This window comes from Herbiconiux sp. UC225_62 (genome assembly GCF_042694625.1).
In the GTDB taxonomy this organism is placed as follows: domain Bacteria; phylum Actinomycetota; class Actinomycetes; order Actinomycetales; family Microbacteriaceae; genus Herbiconiux.
Genome location: NZ_CP170551.1, coordinates 606,757 through 623,264, shown reverse-complemented (window position 1 = coordinate 623,264; position 16,508 = coordinate 606,757). Strand labels below are relative to the sequence as shown.

Genomic DNA, 16,508 nt, shown 5'->3' with positions numbered 1-16,508 from the left:
CGGATGCCCGGCGCAGCATCCGGCCCGGAGATCTCCACCGAGCCAGCCGCCAAGTCCGCCCCCGACTACGCGGTGCCCGCCCTCGATAAGGCGCTCGACATCCTCGAACTCCTCGCCGAGCAGCGCGGCGGTCTCAGCCAGCTGGAGATCGCGCGTGCGACCGACCGTTCGACCAGCCAGATCTTCCGGGTTCTCACCACCCTCGAGCGTCGCGGCTACCTGCACCGCGACCGCCAGTCCGGGCTCTACACGCTCACGCTCCGCCTCTTCGACCTCGCCCACCGCCAGGAGCCCTTGCGCTCACTGGATGCCGCGGCCCTCGCGCCCATGCGGAGGCTCGCCGAATCGACGCGGCAGTCGTGCAACCTCAGCGTGATCGACGCCGGGAGGGTGCGCGTGGTGGCTCAGGTGGAGAGCCCGGCCGACTTCGGTTTCCGGGTGCGGGTCGGGGCCGTGTTCCCGCTCGAGACCACGGCCACGGGTGCCGTGATCGCGGCGTACATGCCCTCGGACGCCGCGGTGCCCGGCTCCGACGGGGAGGCCGCCGACCGCATCCGCCGTGACGGCCACCTGGTGCGCGCCGATCCGCTGCAGCCGTCGATCACGGATGTCGTGTTCCCCATCCTCGGGCGCGACGGGCGCGCGCTCGCGGCGCTCACCGTTCCCTACGTGGCGACGAGCCTCAGCGGGCTGCCGAGCGATCTCGTGCGCGACGCGGCCGCCGCGACCGCCGCGGAGATCAGCGCGAACCTCGGTCTCTGAGCCGGTGGGCCCGGCGCCTCAGCGGCACTGCACGGCGACGGCGATCTGCTCGTCGGTGGGGCGCCCGTAGGCCTCGATGCCCGAACCCGGCAGGTCGAAGCCCTGGCTGATCGACCACGCCGTTGCCCACATCTCCTGGTCTTGGAGGAAAGCCGGACCGGTGAACAGCGGCCAGCAGACATCCCGATAGGCCTGGGTGTGACCCACCTCGTGCGCCACCAGGGCGCGCGGGTTCTCGTCCTTGTTCCAGTCCTCCTCCACGCCGTAGTTGAGGCTGATGATGGCCCAGCCGCCGTCGCTCGTCCAGGTCTGGGCCGTGCCGGAGTACCAGCCCTCGCCCAGGCCGTTGACCTCGGGCGCCCAGACGAAGTCGAGGGTGGTGCCGTGGCTGAGCGAGCGCGCGTACTCCTCGATCTCGCGCCGCACCGCCAGGGCCGGATCGGCGAGCTCCGCGGCCTCCGCGGCCTGCGAGGCGGCCAGCGCGTTCTCGGCCGCCACGAACGAACCGAGAAACGCCCCGTCGCGCGACGGGCTCTCGCCGCGGTCGTCGGCCTGTTCGATCAGGCGGGTGAGGGCGACCTGCGACTGCTTGGACGCCAGCGTGTTCGCGGCGATGTCGTTCGTGCCCCGCGCGGCGACGGCCTGGAAGTAGGCGGCCTCGGCGTCGTCGAGGGCGTCTTGCGCGTCGTTCGCCGTCTTGGTCGCGGCGATCAGGGCATCCCGGTCGCCCGCGGAATCCCGGGTGAGCGCTTCGAGGGTCTCGGCGTCGGCCACGACGTCCCACGGCGCCCGGAGGGCGGTCGCGGTCGCAGGGGCAGGGGCGGCGGATGCTCCGCCGTCGGGCTCCACGGGAACGGTGTCGTCCAGGGCGTCGAGCGCGTCGAACGACTGCCGCAGCGCGGCCGCCTCGGCGGCAGGGTCGGCGCCGAACTCGGGCGTGGCGACCACCGAACCGACGCGGGTGGTGGCATCGACGCCGTTGCGCATCCGGGCGTCGTAGGCGCTCTGCGCCGCGGTCTCCTCGTGGATCGCGGTCGCGAACACCGCCGTGGAGTGCTCGTAGCGCTTCTCGGCGAGCACGCTCGCGCCCCAGAACCCGCCGGCCACGAGGCCCGACGAGGCGAGCACCACACCCGCCGCCACGATCAGCCGGCGACTCCTGCGCATCGGTCGTCCTCCCCGCCGCGGATCCCCCGGCGGCCAGGACATCGTATCCGTCGCGACCGACCCCCCGCGCGCCGGTCGCAGACCCTAGGCTGTTGCCATGACTGCAGCGCCTGAGGAATACCTCGTCCCCGGATCCGGAATCAGCTTCAATTCGCTTCCCAAAGTGTCCCTCCACGACCACCTCGACGGCGGACTGCGGCCGGCCACCATCATCGAGCTCGCCGACGCGATCTCCCTCGAACTGCCGGCGACCGACGAGTTCGAGCTCGGCGAGTGGTTCGAGGACAGCGCCGACTCGGGCTCGCTGCCGAGCTACCTCGCGACCTTCGACGTCACCATCGCCGTGATGCAGACCCGCGAGGGACTCATCCGTGTCGCCCGCGAATTCGTGAACGACCTCACCGCCGACGGCGTGATCTACGGCGAGGTGCGCTGGGCGCCCGAGCAGCACCTCACGAAGGGACTCAGCCTCGACGAGGTGGTCGAGGCCGTGCAGGAAGGCATCGAGCTCGGCACCGACGACGCGCGGAACGACGGCCACAGCATCCGGGTCGGCCAGCTGGTGACCGCGATGCGGCACGCGGATCGCGGTCTCGAGATCGCGGAGCTCGCCGTGCGGCACCGCGATCGCGGTGTGGTCGGCTTCGACATCGCGGGGGCCGAACTCGGCTTCCCGCCCTCGCGTCAGCTCGAGGCCTTCGACTACCTCGCGCAGCACTACTTCCCGGTCACGGTGCACGCGGGCGAGGCCGACGGGCTCGAGAGCATCCGCGGCGCCCTGTTCCACGGTCGGGCGCTACGGCTCGGGCACGGCGTGCGCATCGCCGAGGACATCGAGGTGGAGCGCCAGGACGACGAGAACACCTACGTCACCCTCGGCCTCCTCTCGCAGTGGGTGAAGGATCGCGAGATCGCCCTCGAGCTCTCGCCCTCGTCGAACCTGCAGACCGGCGCCATCGCCGCCTGGGGTGACGAGCTGGCCGATCATCCGTTCGACCTGCTCTACCAGCTCGGCTTCCAGGTGACGGTGAACACCGACAACCGCCTGATGAGCAACACCACGATCAGCCGGGAGCTCGCGCTGCTGACGGATGCGTTCGGCTACGACCTCAGCGACATCGAGGTGTTCCAGCTCAACGCGGCCGCCGCGACGTTCCTGCCCCTCGAAGACCGCGAGGACCTCGCCGACGCCATCTCGGAGGGCTTCGACGAGGCCTGACCTCGCGAGGGTGAACGATTTTGCCGCCTCCGGCCCCATGTTCACGGTTTTGGGGCGGGAGGCGGCAAGAAGTCGGGATCAGGTCGTCTGCTGGTTCGCCGGGGCCCACGCGGGCAGCTCCTGGAGCGACCAGGTGTTGCCGTCGGGGTCGCTGAAGTAGACGAAGCGCCCCCAGTCCTGCACGTCGACTTCGCTCGCGGGCACGTTGTTGGCCACCAGGTGTGCCCGCGCCTCGTCGGCGTTCGGCACCACGATCTGCACGCCCTTCTGCGAGCCAGGCGGCATGTCGGTGACGCCGGTGCCGAGCACGATCGAGCAGGCGGAGCCGGGCGGGGTGAGTTGCACGAACCGCAAGTCGTCGCTGACCGTGTGGTCGTGGTCGGCGTTGAAGCCGACCTGGTCGACGTAGAACGCCTTCGCGCGGTCGACGTCGCTCACCGGGATGGCGACGAGTTCGATCTTCCAGTCCATGATCATGTTCCTTTCAGGTGGTGGTGAGGATACTGCGGGTGGGGTGGCCAGGGACAGGGTCAGCGTGTCGTCTTCATCGAGCGGATGCCCACGGCCAGGCCGATCGCGGCCAGCACGATCGCGGCCACGAAGCCCCAGAGCACCGCGGGGGACGAGAGATCTCCCGCGAACAGCGCGCGCTCGGCGCTCACGACGTAGCTGAGCGGATTGAAGGCCGCTGCGACCTGCATCCAGGCCGGCCCGTCCTCGAGCGGAAGCAGCATGCCGGAGAGGATCATCAGCGGGAAGAGGGTCGCCTGCTGCACGCCCCAGAACATCCAGTCGCGGTTGCGGCTGGCGAGGGCGAGGGCGTAGCTGAGCGAGCCGAAACCGAGCCCGAAGACGGCGAGCAGCACGAGACCGATCAGCATTCCGGCTGGATTCACGCTGAACCCGAACGGGATGGTGACGAGCGCGATCACGCCCGCCTGCACGATGATCGGCGCCATCTCCTTGAGGGCGCGGCCGACGAGCAGCGAGGACCGCGCGATCGGGGCGACGAGGGTGCGCTCATGCGATCCGGTCTGCATCTCGAAGAGCAGGTTGGAGCCGGTTGTTCCGGTACCGAACAGCGCGATCATCACGAGGACCCCGGGCACGAACCACTGCAAGGTCGCGCTCGCCGGTTGCCCCGAGCTCGCAACCAGCAGCGGCCCGAAGAGCCCCAGGAAGACCAGCGGCTGCAGCAGGCTGAAGATCAACGAGAACGGATCGCGCATTACGGGCCGGAGCTCCCGCACGAGCACGTTCGCGGTGTCGCGTACCGGGGAGGTGGGGCGCGTGGTCGGGGTGTCGGTGAGCGTGGTCATGAGAAGGCCTTTCGTTCGCGGAGGGGCATCGAGTGGGGAGCATTCGTCGCGCCGGCCGCGGCTGAGCGACGAATCGTGCCCACTCGATGAGAGGGATGCCGGCGGCGCGGAGTCATGCGGAGACCCGTTCGGGTGCCGCGGACGGCGCGGGGTCGGACTTTGCGGCGGCGCCGGTGGGTGTCTCGCCCTCGTCGCGGAGGCTGCGGCCGGTGAGGGCGAGGAACACGTCGTCGAGGGTGGGTTGCCGGAGCGTCGCGGTGGTGACCAGGACTCCGGATGCGTCGAGCTCACGCAGGAGGGTGGGGGAGCACGCGATCGCCGTGGTCGACGACGAGTTCGAGCTGCGGCGGGACGGCGCGACCGTTGGCGGTGGGGGCGCCGCCCGGCGTGGTCGCCGTGGTGCGCGCACGGCCGTCCGTGACGTCGGGAGCGCCGCCCGGCGTCGCGGTGGTGCGCGCGTCGGCACCCGTGAGGGTGAGTGCGCCGCCCGACGCCGACGCTGACGCGGCCATGCGCCCGCGGCCGTGAGCGGAGATGACCTCGCCCGCGTGTCCGTCGAGCAGCCGCGCGGCGACCTCCCGAGCGCGAGTCAGCGCATCCGTTGTGCCGTGTCCGGCAGCTCCGCCGGTATGGGCACCACTGCCGTCCGCCGCGGCCCACGCGGCCGTGCCCGCCGCACCGCGCGCATCCGACGTGCGCTCGCCGAAGCCGAGGGTGATGACGTCGCCCGCGAGGGTGGTCTTCAGCGACGTGGCGGTGTCGTCGGCGATGACGCGGCCGTGGTCCATCACGAGCACGCGCTCGGCGAACTGGTCGGCCTCCTCGAGGTAGTGCGTGGTGACGAAGATCGTGGTGCCGTGCTGTTCGCGGAGGTCGAGGATGTGCCGCCAGAGGTTCGCCCGGCTCTGCGGGTCGAGTCCGGTCGACGGCTCGTCGAGGAAGAGCAGAGCGGGGGAGTGGATGAGTCCGAGCGCGATGTCGAGGCGCCGCTTCTGGCCGCCCGAGAGGCCCATCACCGTGCGCTTCGCGAGCGGTGCCAGCTCGAGCGATTCGAGCAGCTCGTCGGCCCGCCGGGTGGCGTCGGCGCGCGACATCCCGTAGAACGCGCCCTGGCTGAGCAGCTCGTCACGCACGCGCTGGTTGTGGCCGCCGCTCGCGCCCTGGCCGATGTAGCCGATCCGTCGGCGCACCGCGGCGGGATCGGCGGCGATGTCGTGGCCGGCCACGACGGCCGTGCCGCGGGTCGGTGGGAGCAGGGTGGTGAGCATCCGGAGGCTGGTCGACTTGCCGGCGCCGTTCGGGCCGAGGAAGGCGACGAGTTCGCCGCGGCTCACATCGAGGTCGAGGTCGGTGACGGCATCGACCCGGGTGCGCTTGACGGTGAACTGCTTCGTCAGGCCGCGAGCGGTGATGATCGTGTCGCCAGTGCGAGGAGAGGTCGTGGTGGAGGTCATGAGAACACGGTAGGAAGCAATCAGGTCAGTTTCCGTCCTGATTGCGAGAGAATATTCTCGACATGGCCGAGACCACCTCCCGCATCCTCGCGCTGCTGAATCTGCTGCAGACCCACCGGCAGTGGGGCGGCGGCGACCTGGCGCAGCGACTCGGTGTGACCGAGCGCACCCTGCGCCGCGACATCGAGCGGCTGCGTGAACTCGGCTACCGCGTCGGGGCGACCCGGGGCGCCGCGGGAGGCTACCGCCTCGAGGCGGGCTCGCAGTTGCCTCCGCTCCTCCTCACCGACGACGAGGCCGTCACCATGGCCATCGGATTGCGGGTCGCGGCCACCCAAGGCCTCAGCGACGGCGAGCTCACCACCCTCAGTGCCCTCGCGAAGTTCGAGCAGGTGCTGCCGGCCGCGCTCCGCCAGCGGGTCAACGCCGTCGCCGGGTTCGTGCAGCCACAGTCGCCCTACCCGCGCCCGGACGACGCGTCCGTCTCGCAGGAGTTGCTCGGTCAGCTCGCGCTCGCTTGCCGCGACCGTGAGCGCATCCGTTTCCACTACGCGGCCGCGAGCGGCGTCGAGAGCGACCGCGTCGTCGAACCGCACACGCTGGTGGCCGCCGCTCGCCGCTGGTTCTTCGTGTGCTGGGACCTCCAGCGCGACGAGTGGCGAACCTTCCGCGTCGACCGGATGACCCGCTTCTTCGGCACCCGCGTGCACTTCGAGCCGCGCGAGCTGCCTGCCGAGGATGCCGCGGCCTTCGTGGCCTCGGCGCTCGCCTCCCTGCGCCGCCGTCTCAGCGGCGAGGCACACCTGCGGATGCCACTCGCCGAGATGCGCGAGCGCTTCGGGCCGTGGTCGGCCGAGGCTTCCGCGATCGACGCGGAGTGGACGAACTGGCCGATCAATGGGGACAGCTTCGAGACGATGCTGTCGGCGCTGGTGTGGATTCCGGCGGGCGTCGAATACACCCTCCACGGCCCGCCCGAGTTCCTCGCCTTCGCGGCCGACGCGGCGGAGCGGATGCGCAGCGCGGTTCCAGCGAACTCCCCGGTTGCTCCGGCACGCGGCTGACATAATCCTCAGAGATGTCGTTCCCGCTGCCCTCGCTCGACCAGCTGCCCGATCCGGCCATCGCACTGAAGGCGACGGCGACGGACTGGCGGTCTGCGGTGCGTGCGGCCGCCTCGGCGCTGTCGGCGGCGGGCTACGCGGAGGAGGCCTACGGCGACCGGATGATCGCCCTCGTCGAGGAGTACGGCCCCTACATCGTGATCGCGCCCGGCTTGGCGATGGCGCACGCGCGACCCGGTCCCGACGTGCACGCGCCCGGGCTCGCGCTCGTCACCCTGGAGTCACCGGTGAGCTTCGGGCACGCGTACAACGATCCGGTGTCGGTGGTGATCGGACTGGCCGCCACCGAGGCCGATCAGCACGTGGCATCCATCGCGGCCCTCGCGAACGTGTTCAACGACGAGACGATCGTGCCCGCGCTCGCCGCGGCGAACTCGCGCGACGAGATCCGCGCGCTCCTCGGCGCGGCCGCGGGCGCTGACCTATCCTGAAGCCATGAAGATCGTCGCCATCTGCGGTGCGGGCATCGGCACCTCCGAGATCCTGCGCGTCAATGCCGTGCGGGCGCTGGAGCGGCTCGACATCGAGGCCGAGGTCATCGCCACCGACGTGGCGAGTGTGGGGTCGGCGGCCGCCGACGCCCAGGTCATCCTCACCTCGCCCGAGCTGGTCGGGTCGATCGGTCGCACCAACGCCGACGTCGTGGTGATCCAGAACTACTTCGACCTCGACGAGATCACGGCGAAGCTCGAGCTCGCGGTCGGCTGACCGCCGGCATCCCGCTGGCCGAGTTTCGCCGGGTAGCGCGAAGTGCGGGTCGGCCGTGCCCCAGGTCGCACTTTGCGCTACCTCGCGAGATGACAGGTCTCGCGGGTGGTGGGAAGGGGCGTCTCAGAGGGTGCCGCGGATGCGCCGCGAGAGCTCCGCGGCGTAGCGGCGGATGTCGGCCGCGAGGGCGGGCCACGATTCGGGCGGCACATCCGCGCGAGCGAAGGTGACCGCGATGCCCGCCGCCGGCCAGCCGGAATGGTCGCGTACCGCGACCGCCACGGAGGCGAGCTGGGCGGTGACGTCGCCGTCTTCGGCGGCGAATCCTTGCCGACGCACCCCCTCGAGCAGGCGCTTCAGCTCACCGTACGACTTCACCGCGCTCCGGTCGTGCGCGTCGTCGCCGGTGCTGCGCGCGGCGAACGCGGCTCGATCGGGAAAAAGGGCCCGCAGCTGGTTGGCGGGCAGCGTCGCCAGCAGGGCTCGGCCGCTCGCGGTGAGGTGGCTCGGCAGCCGCACCCCGACATCCGTCACCAGCGCCGGCCGGCCCGCGGCGCGCTCCTCGATCAAGTACAGCACGTCGCGCCCTTGCAGCACGGCCAGGTGGGCGCTCTGCCGCAGCTCGTCGACCAGGGCGGCGAGAATCGGGCGGCCCAGCCGGGTGAGCGGCTCCTGCCGCACGAAGCCGGAGCTGAGCTCGAAGGCGGCGACGCCGATGCCGTAGCGGCGTGACTCGGGAAAGTGCAGCACGAAGCCCTCCTGCTGCAGCACGCCGAGCAAGCGATAGACGGTGGAGCGCGGCAGGTCGAGGGCGGTGGCGATGGCGCTCGCGGGAACCGGTCCGCGCTGGCCGGCCAGGTGCTGCAGGATGCGCAGGGTGCTGCGGGCGGCCGGCACGTCGCTGGTGGCCATGACGGGCTCCTCTCCGGACGTGGCCGGTGGGCGGTGGGCGGTGGCCGGTGGGTAGTGGGTAGTGGTGCGGGGCGGTTGGCCGGTGGCCGTCGGGCGGTGCCGGGAGTGGCGGTGATCGGGGCGGTGAGCGGCGGGCGACCGCGCATCCGCATTGTCTCGTATACGAGACACCACTCAGCCTAAACCGGATGCCCCGGCGTGCCCCCGGCGCGGACGATAGGAACATGAACAGTGCAGCACCCGTCCGGGTCGGGATCGGCCCCCTCAGCGTCGCCGACGTGGTCGCCGTGGCGCGCCGCGGGGCGCCCCTCGAGATCGAGCCCGACGCCCTCGAGGCGGTGGGCGAGAGCCGCGACCGCATCGATCGGCTGGCTGGCGACGAGCGCCCGCACTACGGCATCTCCACCGGGTTCGGAGCCCTCGCCACCACCTACATCGCCGCCTCCCGTCGCACGACTCTGCAGCAGAGCCTCGTGCGCTCACACGCGGCCGGGTCGGGAGCCGAGGTCGAGCGCGAGGTGGTGCGCGCGTTGATGCTGCTGCGCCTGTCGACGCTCCTGACCGGGCGCACCGGCATCCGGCCCGCCACCGCCCAGGCGTACGCCGGCCTGCTGAACGCGGGCATCACACCGATCGTGCGCGAGTTCGGGTCGCTCGGCTGCTCGGGCGATCTCGCGCCGCTGGCCCACTGCGCGCTGGCGTTGATGGGCGAGGGAGACGTGCGCGACGCGAACGGTGACGCCATGCCCGCCGCGGAAGCGCTCGCCGCCGCCGGTCTCGCGCCGGTGGTGCTGGCCGAGAAAGAGGGGCTCGCCCTCATCAACGGCACCGACGGGATGCTCGGCCAGCTCTGCCTCGCGCTCGACGACCTCGAGGGCCTCCTCCGCACCGCCGACGTCAGCGCCGCGCTCTCGGTCGACGCCCTGATGGGCACCGACAGTGCTTACGCGCCCGACCTGCAGGCGCTGCGCCCACAGCTCGGGCAGGCCGACTCCGCGGCGAACCTGCGGGCGCTGCTGCACGGCTCCGAGATCATGGCCAGCCACCGCGGACCCGAGGACACCCGCGTGCAGGACGCCTACTCGCTCCGCTGCGCCCCACAGGTGCACGGTGGCGCCCGGGACACCCTGGCACACGCGCGCCTCGTGGCCGAGCGCGAGCTCGCCTCCGCGGTCGACAACCCCGTCGTGACCCTCGACGGGCGTGTGGAATCGAACGGCAACTTCCACGGAGCACCGGTGGCCTACGTCCTCGACTTCCTCGCCATCGTGGTGGCGGATGTCGCGAGCATGAGCGAGCGGCGGGTCGACCGGATGCTCGACCCGAACCGCAACCACGGGCTCCCCGCCTTCCTCGCGCACGACGCCGGGGTCGACTCGGGACTCATGATCGCGCAGTACACGGCGGCGGGGATCGTGTCCGATCTGAAGAGGCTGGCGGTGCCGGCATCCGTCGACTCGATTCCGTCGTCGGCCATGCAGGAGGACCACGTGTCGATGGGATGGCACGCCGCCCGCAAGCTGCGCAGGGCCGTCGACGGGCTGAGCCGGGTGCTGGCGATCGAGGTGCTGACCGCGGCGCGCGCCATCGACCTGCGGGCGCCGCTGGAGACGGCACCGCCGCTGCGCTCTGTCGTCGCGGCCGTGCGGCGCTGCGTCGAGGGCCCGGGGCCCGACCGCTACCTCTCGCCCGAGATCGAGGCCGTGGTGGAGATCGTGCGGAGTCGTGCGGTGCTGGATGCCGCGGCATCCGTCCTCGAACCGGCTCACCGACTGGCCTGAACGACCGACCACCTGCCTGAACCGAGACCTGGGAGCGAAGCGATGACCACACACGAAGCCCGGCCCGTGCGAGCCTCGCGCGGCAGCACCCTCACCGCGAAGAGCTGGCAGACCGAGGGGCCGCTGCGCATGCTCATGAACAACCTCGACGCCGAGGTGGCCGAGCGCCCCGACGACCTCGTGGTGTACGGCGGCACCGGGCGGGCGGCCCGCAGCTGGGAGGCCTACGACGCGATCGTGCACGCGCTCACCGGGCTCGAGAGCGACGAGACATTGCTGGTGCAGTCGGGGAAGCCGGTGGGCATCTTCCGCACCCACGAGTGGGCGCCGCGAGTGCTCATCGCCAACTCGAACCTGGTGGGCGACTGGGCGACCTGGCCCGAGTTCCGGCGGCTGGAGAGTCTGGGGCTCACAATGTACGGGCAGATGACGGCGGGGTCGTGGATCTACATCGGCACCCAGGGCATCCTGCAGGGCACCTACGAGACCTTCGCCGCGGTGGCGGAGAAGAGGTTCGGCGGGTCGCTCGCCGGCACCCTCACCCTCACCGGTGGCGCGGGCGGCATGGGCGGAGCGCAGCCGCTCGCGGTCACGATGAACGGCGGGGTGGTGCTCATCGTCGACGTCGACCGGGCGCGGCTCGAGCGCCGGGTGCAGCACGGCTACCTCGACGAGATCGCCGCCGACCTGCCGAGCGCGGTGGCGCGGGTGCTCGAGGCGAAGGCGACACGGCTCCCGCTCTCCGTGGGGCTGGTGGGCAACGCGGCGACGGTGTTCGCCGAGCTGCAGGCCGATGGCGTGGCGATCGACGTGGTGACCGATCAGACGTCGGCGCACGATCCGCTCAGCTATCTTCCTGAAGGGGTCTCGGTCGACGAGTGGGCGTCGTACGCCGCTCGCGCGCCGGAGGAGTTCACCGAACGGGCGCGGGCCTCGATGGCCAAGCAGGTGGCGGCGATGGTGGCGTTCCAGGATGCCGGAGCCGAGGTGTTCGACTACGGCAACTCCCTCCGGGCCGAGGCCCAGCTCGGCGGGTATGCGCGGGCGTTCGAGTTCCCCGGGTTCGTGCCGGCCTACATCCGGCCGCTCTTCGCGGAGGGCAAGGGGCCGTTCCGCTGGGCGGCACTCTCGGGCGATCCGGCCGACATCGCGGCGACCGACCGCGCCGTGCTCTCCCTCTTTCCGGATGACGAGAAGCTGCGCCGCTGGATTACCGCGGCCGGCGAGAAGGTGCACTTCGAGGGGCTTCCGGCGCGCATCTGCTGGCTCGGGTTCCGCGAGCGGCATCTCGCCGGGCTGAAGTTCAACGAGATGGTGGCGTCGGGCGAGCTGTCGGCGCCGGTGGTGATCGGGCGCGACCACCTCGACTCGGGGTCGGTGGCGTCGCCGTACCGCGAGACCGAGGCGATGGCCGACGGATCGGACGCGATCGCCGACTGGCCGCTGCTGAACGCGCTGCTCAACACGGCCTCCGGGGCCACTTGGGTATCGATCCACCACGGTGGCGGGGTGGGAATCGGGCGGTCGATCCATGCCGGACAGGTGGTGGTGGCCGACGGCACGGCGCTCGCCGCCGAGAAGATCGAGCGGGTGCTCACGAACGATCCGGGCAGCGGGGTGATGCGGCACGTCGACGCGGGGTACGCGCGGGCGGAGGAGGTGGCGCGGGAGCGCGGCCTCCGGGTGCCGATGTGGGAGTCGCCGTGAGCGACGCGGCGTCGGGCGAACTCGGCCGGGCGGCAGGCGTCGCGGGCGGGCCGGGCGGGTCGGGCCGGCGGGGCGGCACTGGTCTGCCGGGCATGGCGGGCGGCGCTGGTCTGCCGGGCGTACCGGGCGGCCCTGGTCTGCTGGGCATGCCGGGCGCGCTGGGCGCACAGGACTTGGCGGGCGTGCCGGGCGTGCCGGGCAGACGGGGCGTGCCGGGCGAGATCGCGCACGGGGTGCTCGCCGGGCTGGACGAGATCGCGGGCGTGGGGGCGGATGCCGCGCGCGGCGGCTTCAGCCGCCACCTCTGGAACGGCGCCGACCTCGAGCTGCGCGCCTGGTTCACCGAGCGCGCAGCGGCCGTGGGGCTCGACGTCGAGGTCGATCGCAACGGCAACCTCTGGGCCTGGTGGGGTGCGCCCGGGCCCGGCGCTGTCGTCACCGGCAGCCACCTCGATTCCGTTCCCGGCGGGGGTGCCTACGACGGGCCGCTGGGGGTCGTGAGCGCACTGCACGCGGTGGGCCGGCTGCGCGCATCCGGATTCCGGCCATCGAAGCCGTTCGCGGTCGTCGTGTTCGCCGAGGAGGAGGGATCGCGGTTCGGGGTGGCGTGCCTCGGGTCGCGGCTGATGACCGGGGCGCTCGACCCTGCGCGCGCCCGAGCGCTGCGGGACGCATCCGGCGTGACGCTCGCCGAGGCGGGCGCAGCGGTCGGCTTCGACGTGGCGGGGCTCGGTGCCGACCCGGCCGCGCTGGAACGGATCGGCCTGTTCGTCGAGCTGCACGTCGAGCAGGGCCGCGGACTGATCGATCTCGGCGCGCCCGTGGCGCTGGCCTCATCGGTGCTCGCGCACGGCCGGTGGAGGCTGGAGTTCCGCGGTCAGGGCAATCACGCCGGCACGACGCTGATGGGGGATCGGCACGATCCGATGATCGCGGCCGCGCGGGCGGTCGAGGCCGTGCAGGCGGCAGCGCTCGCCGTGCCGGATGCTCGGGCGACCGTCGGGCGCATCGAGGCGGTGCCGGGCGGCACGAACGTCATCGCCTCCGCGGTGCGCGTGTGGCTGGATGCGCGCGCCGACAATGACGACGACACCCGGAGGCTGGTGGCCGACATCGAGCGGCGGGCGCACGCGACGTCGTTCGTGGAGGAATCGTGGTCGGGCCGTGTCGAGTTCGACGCCGAGCTGCGCGAGCGCCTGAGGGCACTGCTGGCGGTCGACGCCACCCGTGGGGTGGGCGCGGGAGGAGCCGCGGGCGCGCCCGGCGCCCTGGGCGTGGCGGACCCCGTGGGCGGCGCGCCGCGCGCCGCATCCGTCGCCGATGCACCACGCATCCCCGTGCTCGCCACGGGCGCGGGCCACGACGCCGGCGTGCTCGCCGGAGTGGTGCCCACGGCCATGCTCTTCGTGCGCAACCCCACCGGGGTGTCGCACGCGCCCGAGGAGTTCGCAGAGCTCGCCGACTGCCTGGCCGGGACGGATGCTCTCGAATCGGTGCTGAGGGGGCTGCTGTGAGCCTGAGCCAGAGCGCGGGTGCCGACGGACGGATCGACGTCGACCGGCAGGATGCGCCCACCGGCGTGTGGTGCGCGACCGTGGTCGACGAAGGCGGGGTGGAGCACGACGTCCGGTTCGAGATCGACGGCGGGGGACGCATCCGTCGTCGTGCGGTGGAGCAGCCGCGACCCGGCGACCTGGTGCTCGGGACGGTGATCCCGGGAGCCGGTAACGCGCACTCCCACGCGTTCCATCGGGCGCTGCGTGGCCGCACTCACGACGACGGCGGCGACTTCTGGCAGTGGCGCGACTCGATGTACGCCGTGGCGGCCGCTCTCGAACCCGAGAGCTACTTCGTCCTGGCGCGGGCGGTCTTCGCCGAGATGCTCGTGGCGGGGTACACCGCCGTCGGGGAGTTCCACTACCTGCACCACCGCATCGGCGGGACCGCGTACCCGCACGCGTTCGAGCAGGCGCTCGTGGCAGCGGCGGACGAGGTGGGCATCCGTCTCACGCTGCTCGACGCCGCCTATCTGCAGGCCGGCCCGGGCCGCCCCCTCGAGCCGGCGCAGCGTCGCTTCGGCGATCAGGATGCCGCGGACTACCTCACTCGGTGGCACGCGTTGCGGGAGCTCGTGCCGACCCTCGGGGCCGCCCTGCATTCGGTGCGGGCGGTGCCGCCGGCGGCGATCGCGGAGATCGTGGCCGGCCTCCCGCCAGATGTTCCCCTGCACGTGCACCTGTCGGAGCAGCCCCGGGAGAACGCGGAGGTGCTCGCGGCCTACGTGGTGACTCCCACGCGGTTGTTGGCCGACGCCGGAGCGCTGACGGCCCGCACTTCGGTGGTGCACGCCACCCACCTCGACGACGCTGACATCGAGCTGATCGGTGCCTCCGGCGCGACCGTGGTGATGTGCCCGACCACGGAGGCCGACCTCGGCGACGGCATCGGCCCGGCCCGGGCGTTGCGCGACGCCGGGGCGGTCCTCGCCCTCGGCTCCGACCAGCACGCGGTGATCGACCCCTTCCTCGAGGTGCGCGGTCTCGAGATGCACGAGCGCCTCGCCTCCGGCCGCCGCGGAGTCTTCTCGCCCGCCGAGCTCGTGGCCGCGTCGACGTCGGGTTCCTACCGCGCGCTCGGGCTTGGTGGATCGTCGGATGGCCCGGCTGCGTCTTCGCTCGGTGCGGAGGGCGCAGCGCCGGCGACGGCTGGTTTCTCGGCCGAGGCGAGTGGCTCGGTGCCGGGCGAGCGGCGCACGGCACCGACAGGTGCACGAGTCTCGTCGCTGCGCGTGGGCGACCTGCTCGACCTGGTCGAGGTCGCGACGGACACTGTCCGCACGGTCGGCGCCCGGCCTGCCCAGCTGCCGCTCGTCGCCACCTCGGCCGACGTGCGGCGCGTGCTGGTGGGCGGGCGCGTGGTCGCCGACACCGGCGTGCTGACCGGCGGCGCGCATCCGTCCGACCTGCTGCGCGACGCGCTCGCGCCACTCGATCGCGTCCACCCGTGGGCGGCTCGCGTGCACCTGCCGGCAGACCCGGGCGACCCGCACACCGAATCCGGTCGGCCCGCGCCCGGCGGAGGCGACGCGCCCGGTCCTGCCCTGACATCCGGCGACATCGACGGAGGAGGAGCCGCATGACCGCGCAGCTGATCACCGGCATCGGCGAGCTCACCACCAACGACGACGAGGTGGGCCGCCTCCACGACGCCGCGCTCGTGCTCGACGACGGCGTCATCGCCTGGATGGGACCGGCGACGGACGCTCCGGCCGCCGACACCCGCACCGACCTCGCCGGCCGCGCGGTACTGCCCGGCTGGGTCGACACCCACACGCATCCGGTGTTCGCGGGCGAGCGCAGCGAGGAGTTCGAGGCGCGGATGGCCGGTGCCCGCTACGCGGCCGGCGGCATCGCCTCCACCGTCGCCGCGACACGGGCCGCCCCGCCCGCCGAGCTCCGCGCGAACGCCGCGCGGCTGCGGCGGGAGGCCGAGCGGCAGGGAACCACGTTCTTCGAGGCGAAGACGGGCTACGGACTCGACGTCGAGTCGGAGCTGGCTTCGGCGCACGCCGCCGCCGAGGTGGCCGACGTGGTCACCTTCCTCGGTGCGCACCTCGTGCCGCCGGGGGTCGACCGCCGCGACTACCTCGACCTCGTCACCGGACCGATGCTCGCCGCGGTCGCGCCGCTCGCCCAGTACATCGACGTGTTCTGCGAGAAGGGAGCGTTCGACGTGCAGGAGTCCCGCGAGGTGCTCCTGGCCGGCCGCCGCGCCGGGCTCGGCCTGCGCGTGCACGGCAACCAGCTCGGCGATTCGGGCGGCGTGCGACTCGCCGTCGAGCTCGGTGCGGCGAGCGTCGACCACTGCAACCACGTGAGCGCAGCCGACCTCGACGCCCTGGCCGGCTCGGACACGGTCGCGACGTTCCTCCCGGCCTGCGACCTCTCCACCCGCGAGCCGTTCGGCCCCGCTCGCGAACTCCTCGATGCCGGGGGTCGGATCGCGCTCGCCACGAACTGCAATCCCGGCACCTCGTACACCACCTCGATGGCGTTCTGCGTGGCGACCGCCGTGCTGCAGATGCACCTCACGGTCGAGGAGGCCGTCTTCGCCGCGACGCGGGGCGCCGCGCACGCGGTCGGCCGCGACGATCTCGGCATCGTGCGCCTCGGCGCTCCCGCCGACCTCCAGGCGCTGGACGCGCCATCCGTCGTGCACCTCGCCTACCGCCCCGGCGTGCCCCTCACCGCTGCGGTCTGGCGCGCCGGCACCCTCGTCGCCGGTGGGCTCCTCGCGTGAATCCGCCCCGACTTCTTGCCCCGTCCCGCCCTAAAACGCGGGTTTCAGGGGCGGGA

General features: G+C 72.4%; 15 protein-coding genes. 10 read left to right on the top strand and 5 right to left on the bottom strand.

The window, feature by feature from the left end; genetic code table 11:
* The first annotated feature begins 3 nt into the window (after positions 1-3).
* Complete coding sequence (locus ACFJGU_RS03130; protein WP_382307564.1) at positions 4-762, top strand: IclR family transcriptional regulator; 759 nt, start codon at positions 4-6, stop codon at positions 760-762.
* Between the two features lie 18 nt (positions 763-780).
* Here ACFJGU_RS03130 and ACFJGU_RS03125 read toward each other — a convergent pair whose 3' ends face one another.
* On the bottom strand, positions 781-1,929 hold the full coding sequence (locus ACFJGU_RS03125; RefSeq protein ID WP_382307562.1) for a hypothetical protein: 1,149 nt from the start codon (positions 1,927-1,929) through the stop codon (positions 781-783).
* Between the two features lie 97 nt (positions 1,930-2,026).
* On the opposite strand from ACFJGU_RS03125, the gene ACFJGU_RS03120 reads away from it, so the two are divergent.
* The gene (locus ACFJGU_RS03120; protein ID WP_382307561.1) at positions 2,027-3,148 is read left to right on the top strand and encodes an adenosine deaminase; all 1,122 of its coding nucleotides are present in this window, start codon (positions 2,027-2,029) and stop codon (positions 3,146-3,148) included.
* Between the two features lie 78 nt (positions 3,149-3,226).
* Here ACFJGU_RS03120 and ACFJGU_RS03115 read toward each other — a convergent pair whose 3' ends face one another.
* From ACFJGU_RS03115 to ACFJGU_RS03105, 3 genes are all read right to left on the bottom strand, one after another.
* Positions 3,227-3,619, bottom strand: coding sequence for a glyoxalase superfamily protein (locus ACFJGU_RS03115; protein ID WP_382307559.1), 393 nt, complete (start codon positions 3,617-3,619; stop codon positions 3,227-3,229).
* A 59-nt stretch (positions 3,620-3,678) separates the two neighbouring features.
* Complete coding sequence (locus ACFJGU_RS03110) at positions 3,679-4,467, bottom strand: ABC transporter permease (protein ID WP_382307557.1); 789 nt, start codon at positions 4,465-4,467, stop codon at positions 3,679-3,681.
* Positions 4,468-4,754: 287 nt separating this feature from the next.
* Positions 4,755-5,921: an ABC transporter ATP-binding protein gene (locus ACFJGU_RS03105; RefSeq protein ID WP_382307556.1), complete on the bottom strand. Its 1,167-nt coding sequence runs from the start codon at positions 5,919-5,921 to the stop codon at positions 4,755-4,757.
* A 62-nt stretch (positions 5,922-5,983) separates the two neighbouring features.
* Here ACFJGU_RS03105 and ACFJGU_RS03100 point away from each other — a divergent pair, with 62 nt between their 5' ends.
* From ACFJGU_RS03100 to ACFJGU_RS03090, 3 genes are read left to right on the top strand one after another with little or no spacing between them, the layout of a single operon-like run.
* Positions 5,984-6,985: a helix-turn-helix transcriptional regulator gene (locus ACFJGU_RS03100; RefSeq protein WP_382307555.1), complete on the top strand. Its 1,002-nt coding sequence runs from the start codon at positions 5,984-5,986 to the stop codon at positions 6,983-6,985.
* Positions 6,986-6,999: 14 nt separating this feature from the next.
* Complete coding sequence (locus ACFJGU_RS03095) at positions 7,000-7,476, top strand: PTS sugar transporter subunit IIA (protein ID WP_382307553.1); 477 nt, start codon at positions 7,000-7,002, stop codon at positions 7,474-7,476.
* A 4-nt stretch (positions 7,477-7,480) separates the two neighbouring features.
* Positions 7,481-7,753 (top strand): PTS sugar transporter subunit IIB, encoded by a 273-nt coding sequence (locus ACFJGU_RS03090; RefSeq protein WP_382307551.1) that lies wholly within the window; start codon positions 7,481-7,483, stop codon positions 7,751-7,753.
* A gap of 123 nt (positions 7,754-7,876) precedes the next feature.
* On the opposite strand, the gene ACFJGU_RS03085 is transcribed toward ACFJGU_RS03090, so the two are convergent.
* Positions 7,877-8,665: an IclR family transcriptional regulator gene (locus ACFJGU_RS03085; protein WP_382307549.1), complete on the bottom strand. Its 789-nt coding sequence runs from the start codon at positions 8,663-8,665 to the stop codon at positions 7,877-7,879.
* Positions 8,666-8,889: 224 nt separating this feature from the next.
* Here ACFJGU_RS03085 and hutH point away from each other — a divergent pair, with 224 nt between their 5' ends.
* Genes hutH through hutI form a run of 5 tightly spaced genes read left to right on the top strand, consistent with a single transcriptional unit; the run spans position 8,890 to position 16,452 of the window.
* Positions 8,890-10,446 (top strand): histidine ammonia-lyase, encoded by a 1,557-nt coding sequence (hutH, locus tag ACFJGU_RS03080; protein ID WP_382307547.1) that lies wholly within the window; start codon positions 8,890-8,892, stop codon positions 10,444-10,446.
* Positions 10,447-10,488: 42 nt separating this feature from the next.
* Positions 10,489-12,153 carry a urocanate hydratase gene (gene hutU / locus ACFJGU_RS03075; RefSeq protein WP_382307545.1) on the top strand — a complete coding sequence of 555 codons (1,665 nt, stop codon included), beginning with the start codon at positions 10,489-10,491 and terminating at the stop codon, positions 12,151-12,153.
* Positions 12,150-13,667 (top strand): allantoate amidohydrolase, encoded by a 1,518-nt coding sequence (locus tag ACFJGU_RS03070; RefSeq protein WP_382307543.1) that lies wholly within the window; start codon positions 12,150-12,152, stop codon positions 13,665-13,667. Before hutU ends, ACFJGU_RS03070 begins: the two co-directional genes overlap by 4 nt.
* Positions 13,664-15,292 carry a formimidoylglutamate deiminase gene (locus tag ACFJGU_RS03065; RefSeq protein WP_382307541.1) on the top strand — a complete coding sequence of 543 codons (1,629 nt, stop codon included), beginning with the start codon at positions 13,664-13,666 and terminating at the stop codon, positions 15,290-15,292. Before ACFJGU_RS03070 ends, ACFJGU_RS03065 begins: the two co-directional genes overlap by 4 nt.
* A complete protein-coding gene (gene hutI / locus ACFJGU_RS03060) occupies positions 15,289-16,452 on the top strand; it encodes an imidazolonepropionase (RefSeq protein WP_382307539.1) in 1,164 nt (387 codons plus the stop codon). The genes ACFJGU_RS03065 and hutI overlap by 4 nt, the downstream gene beginning before the upstream one ends.
* The last annotated feature ends 56 nt before the right edge of the window (positions 16,453-16,508 follow it).

Coding starts and splice junctions, on each gene's coding strand:
- ACFJGU_RS03130 (WP_382307564.1), top strand. CDS start 4: ATGCCCGGCGCAGCATCCGGCCCGGAGATCTCCACCGAGCCAGCCGCC.
- ACFJGU_RS03125 (WP_382307562.1), bottom strand. CDS start 1,929: ATGCGCAGGAGTCGCCGGCTGATCGTGGCGGCGGGTGTGGTGCTCGCC.
- ACFJGU_RS03120 (WP_382307561.1), top strand. CDS start 2,027: ATGACTGCAGCGCCTGAGGAATACCTCGTCCCCGGATCCGGAATCAGC.
- ACFJGU_RS03115 (WP_382307559.1), bottom strand. CDS start 3,619: ATGGACTGGAAGATCGAACTCGTCGCCATCCCGGTGAGCGACGTCGAC.
- ACFJGU_RS03110 (WP_382307557.1), bottom strand. CDS start 4,467: ATGACCACGCTCACCGACACCCCGACCACGCGCCCCACCTCCCCGGTA.
- ACFJGU_RS03105 (WP_382307556.1), bottom strand. CDS start 5,921: ATGACCTCCACCACGACCTCTCCTCGCACTGGCGACACGATCATCACC.
- ACFJGU_RS03100 (WP_382307555.1), top strand. CDS start 5,984: ATGGCCGAGACCACCTCCCGCATCCTCGCGCTGCTGAATCTGCTGCAG.
- ACFJGU_RS03095 (WP_382307553.1), top strand. CDS start 7,000: ATGTCGTTCCCGCTGCCCTCGCTCGACCAGCTGCCCGATCCGGCCATC.
- ACFJGU_RS03090 (WP_382307551.1), top strand. CDS start 7,481: ATGAAGATCGTCGCCATCTGCGGTGCGGGCATCGGCACCTCCGAGATC.
- ACFJGU_RS03085 (WP_382307549.1), bottom strand. CDS start 8,665: ATGGCCACCAGCGACGTGCCGGCCGCCCGCAGCACCCTGCGCATCCTG.
- hutH (WP_382307547.1), top strand. CDS start 8,890: ATGAACAGTGCAGCACCCGTCCGGGTCGGGATCGGCCCCCTCAGCGTC.
- hutU (WP_382307545.1), top strand. CDS start 10,489: ATGACCACACACGAAGCCCGGCCCGTGCGAGCCTCGCGCGGCAGCACC.
- hutI (WP_382307539.1), top strand. CDS start 15,289: ATGACCGCGCAGCTGATCACCGGCATCGGCGAGCTCACCACCAACGAC.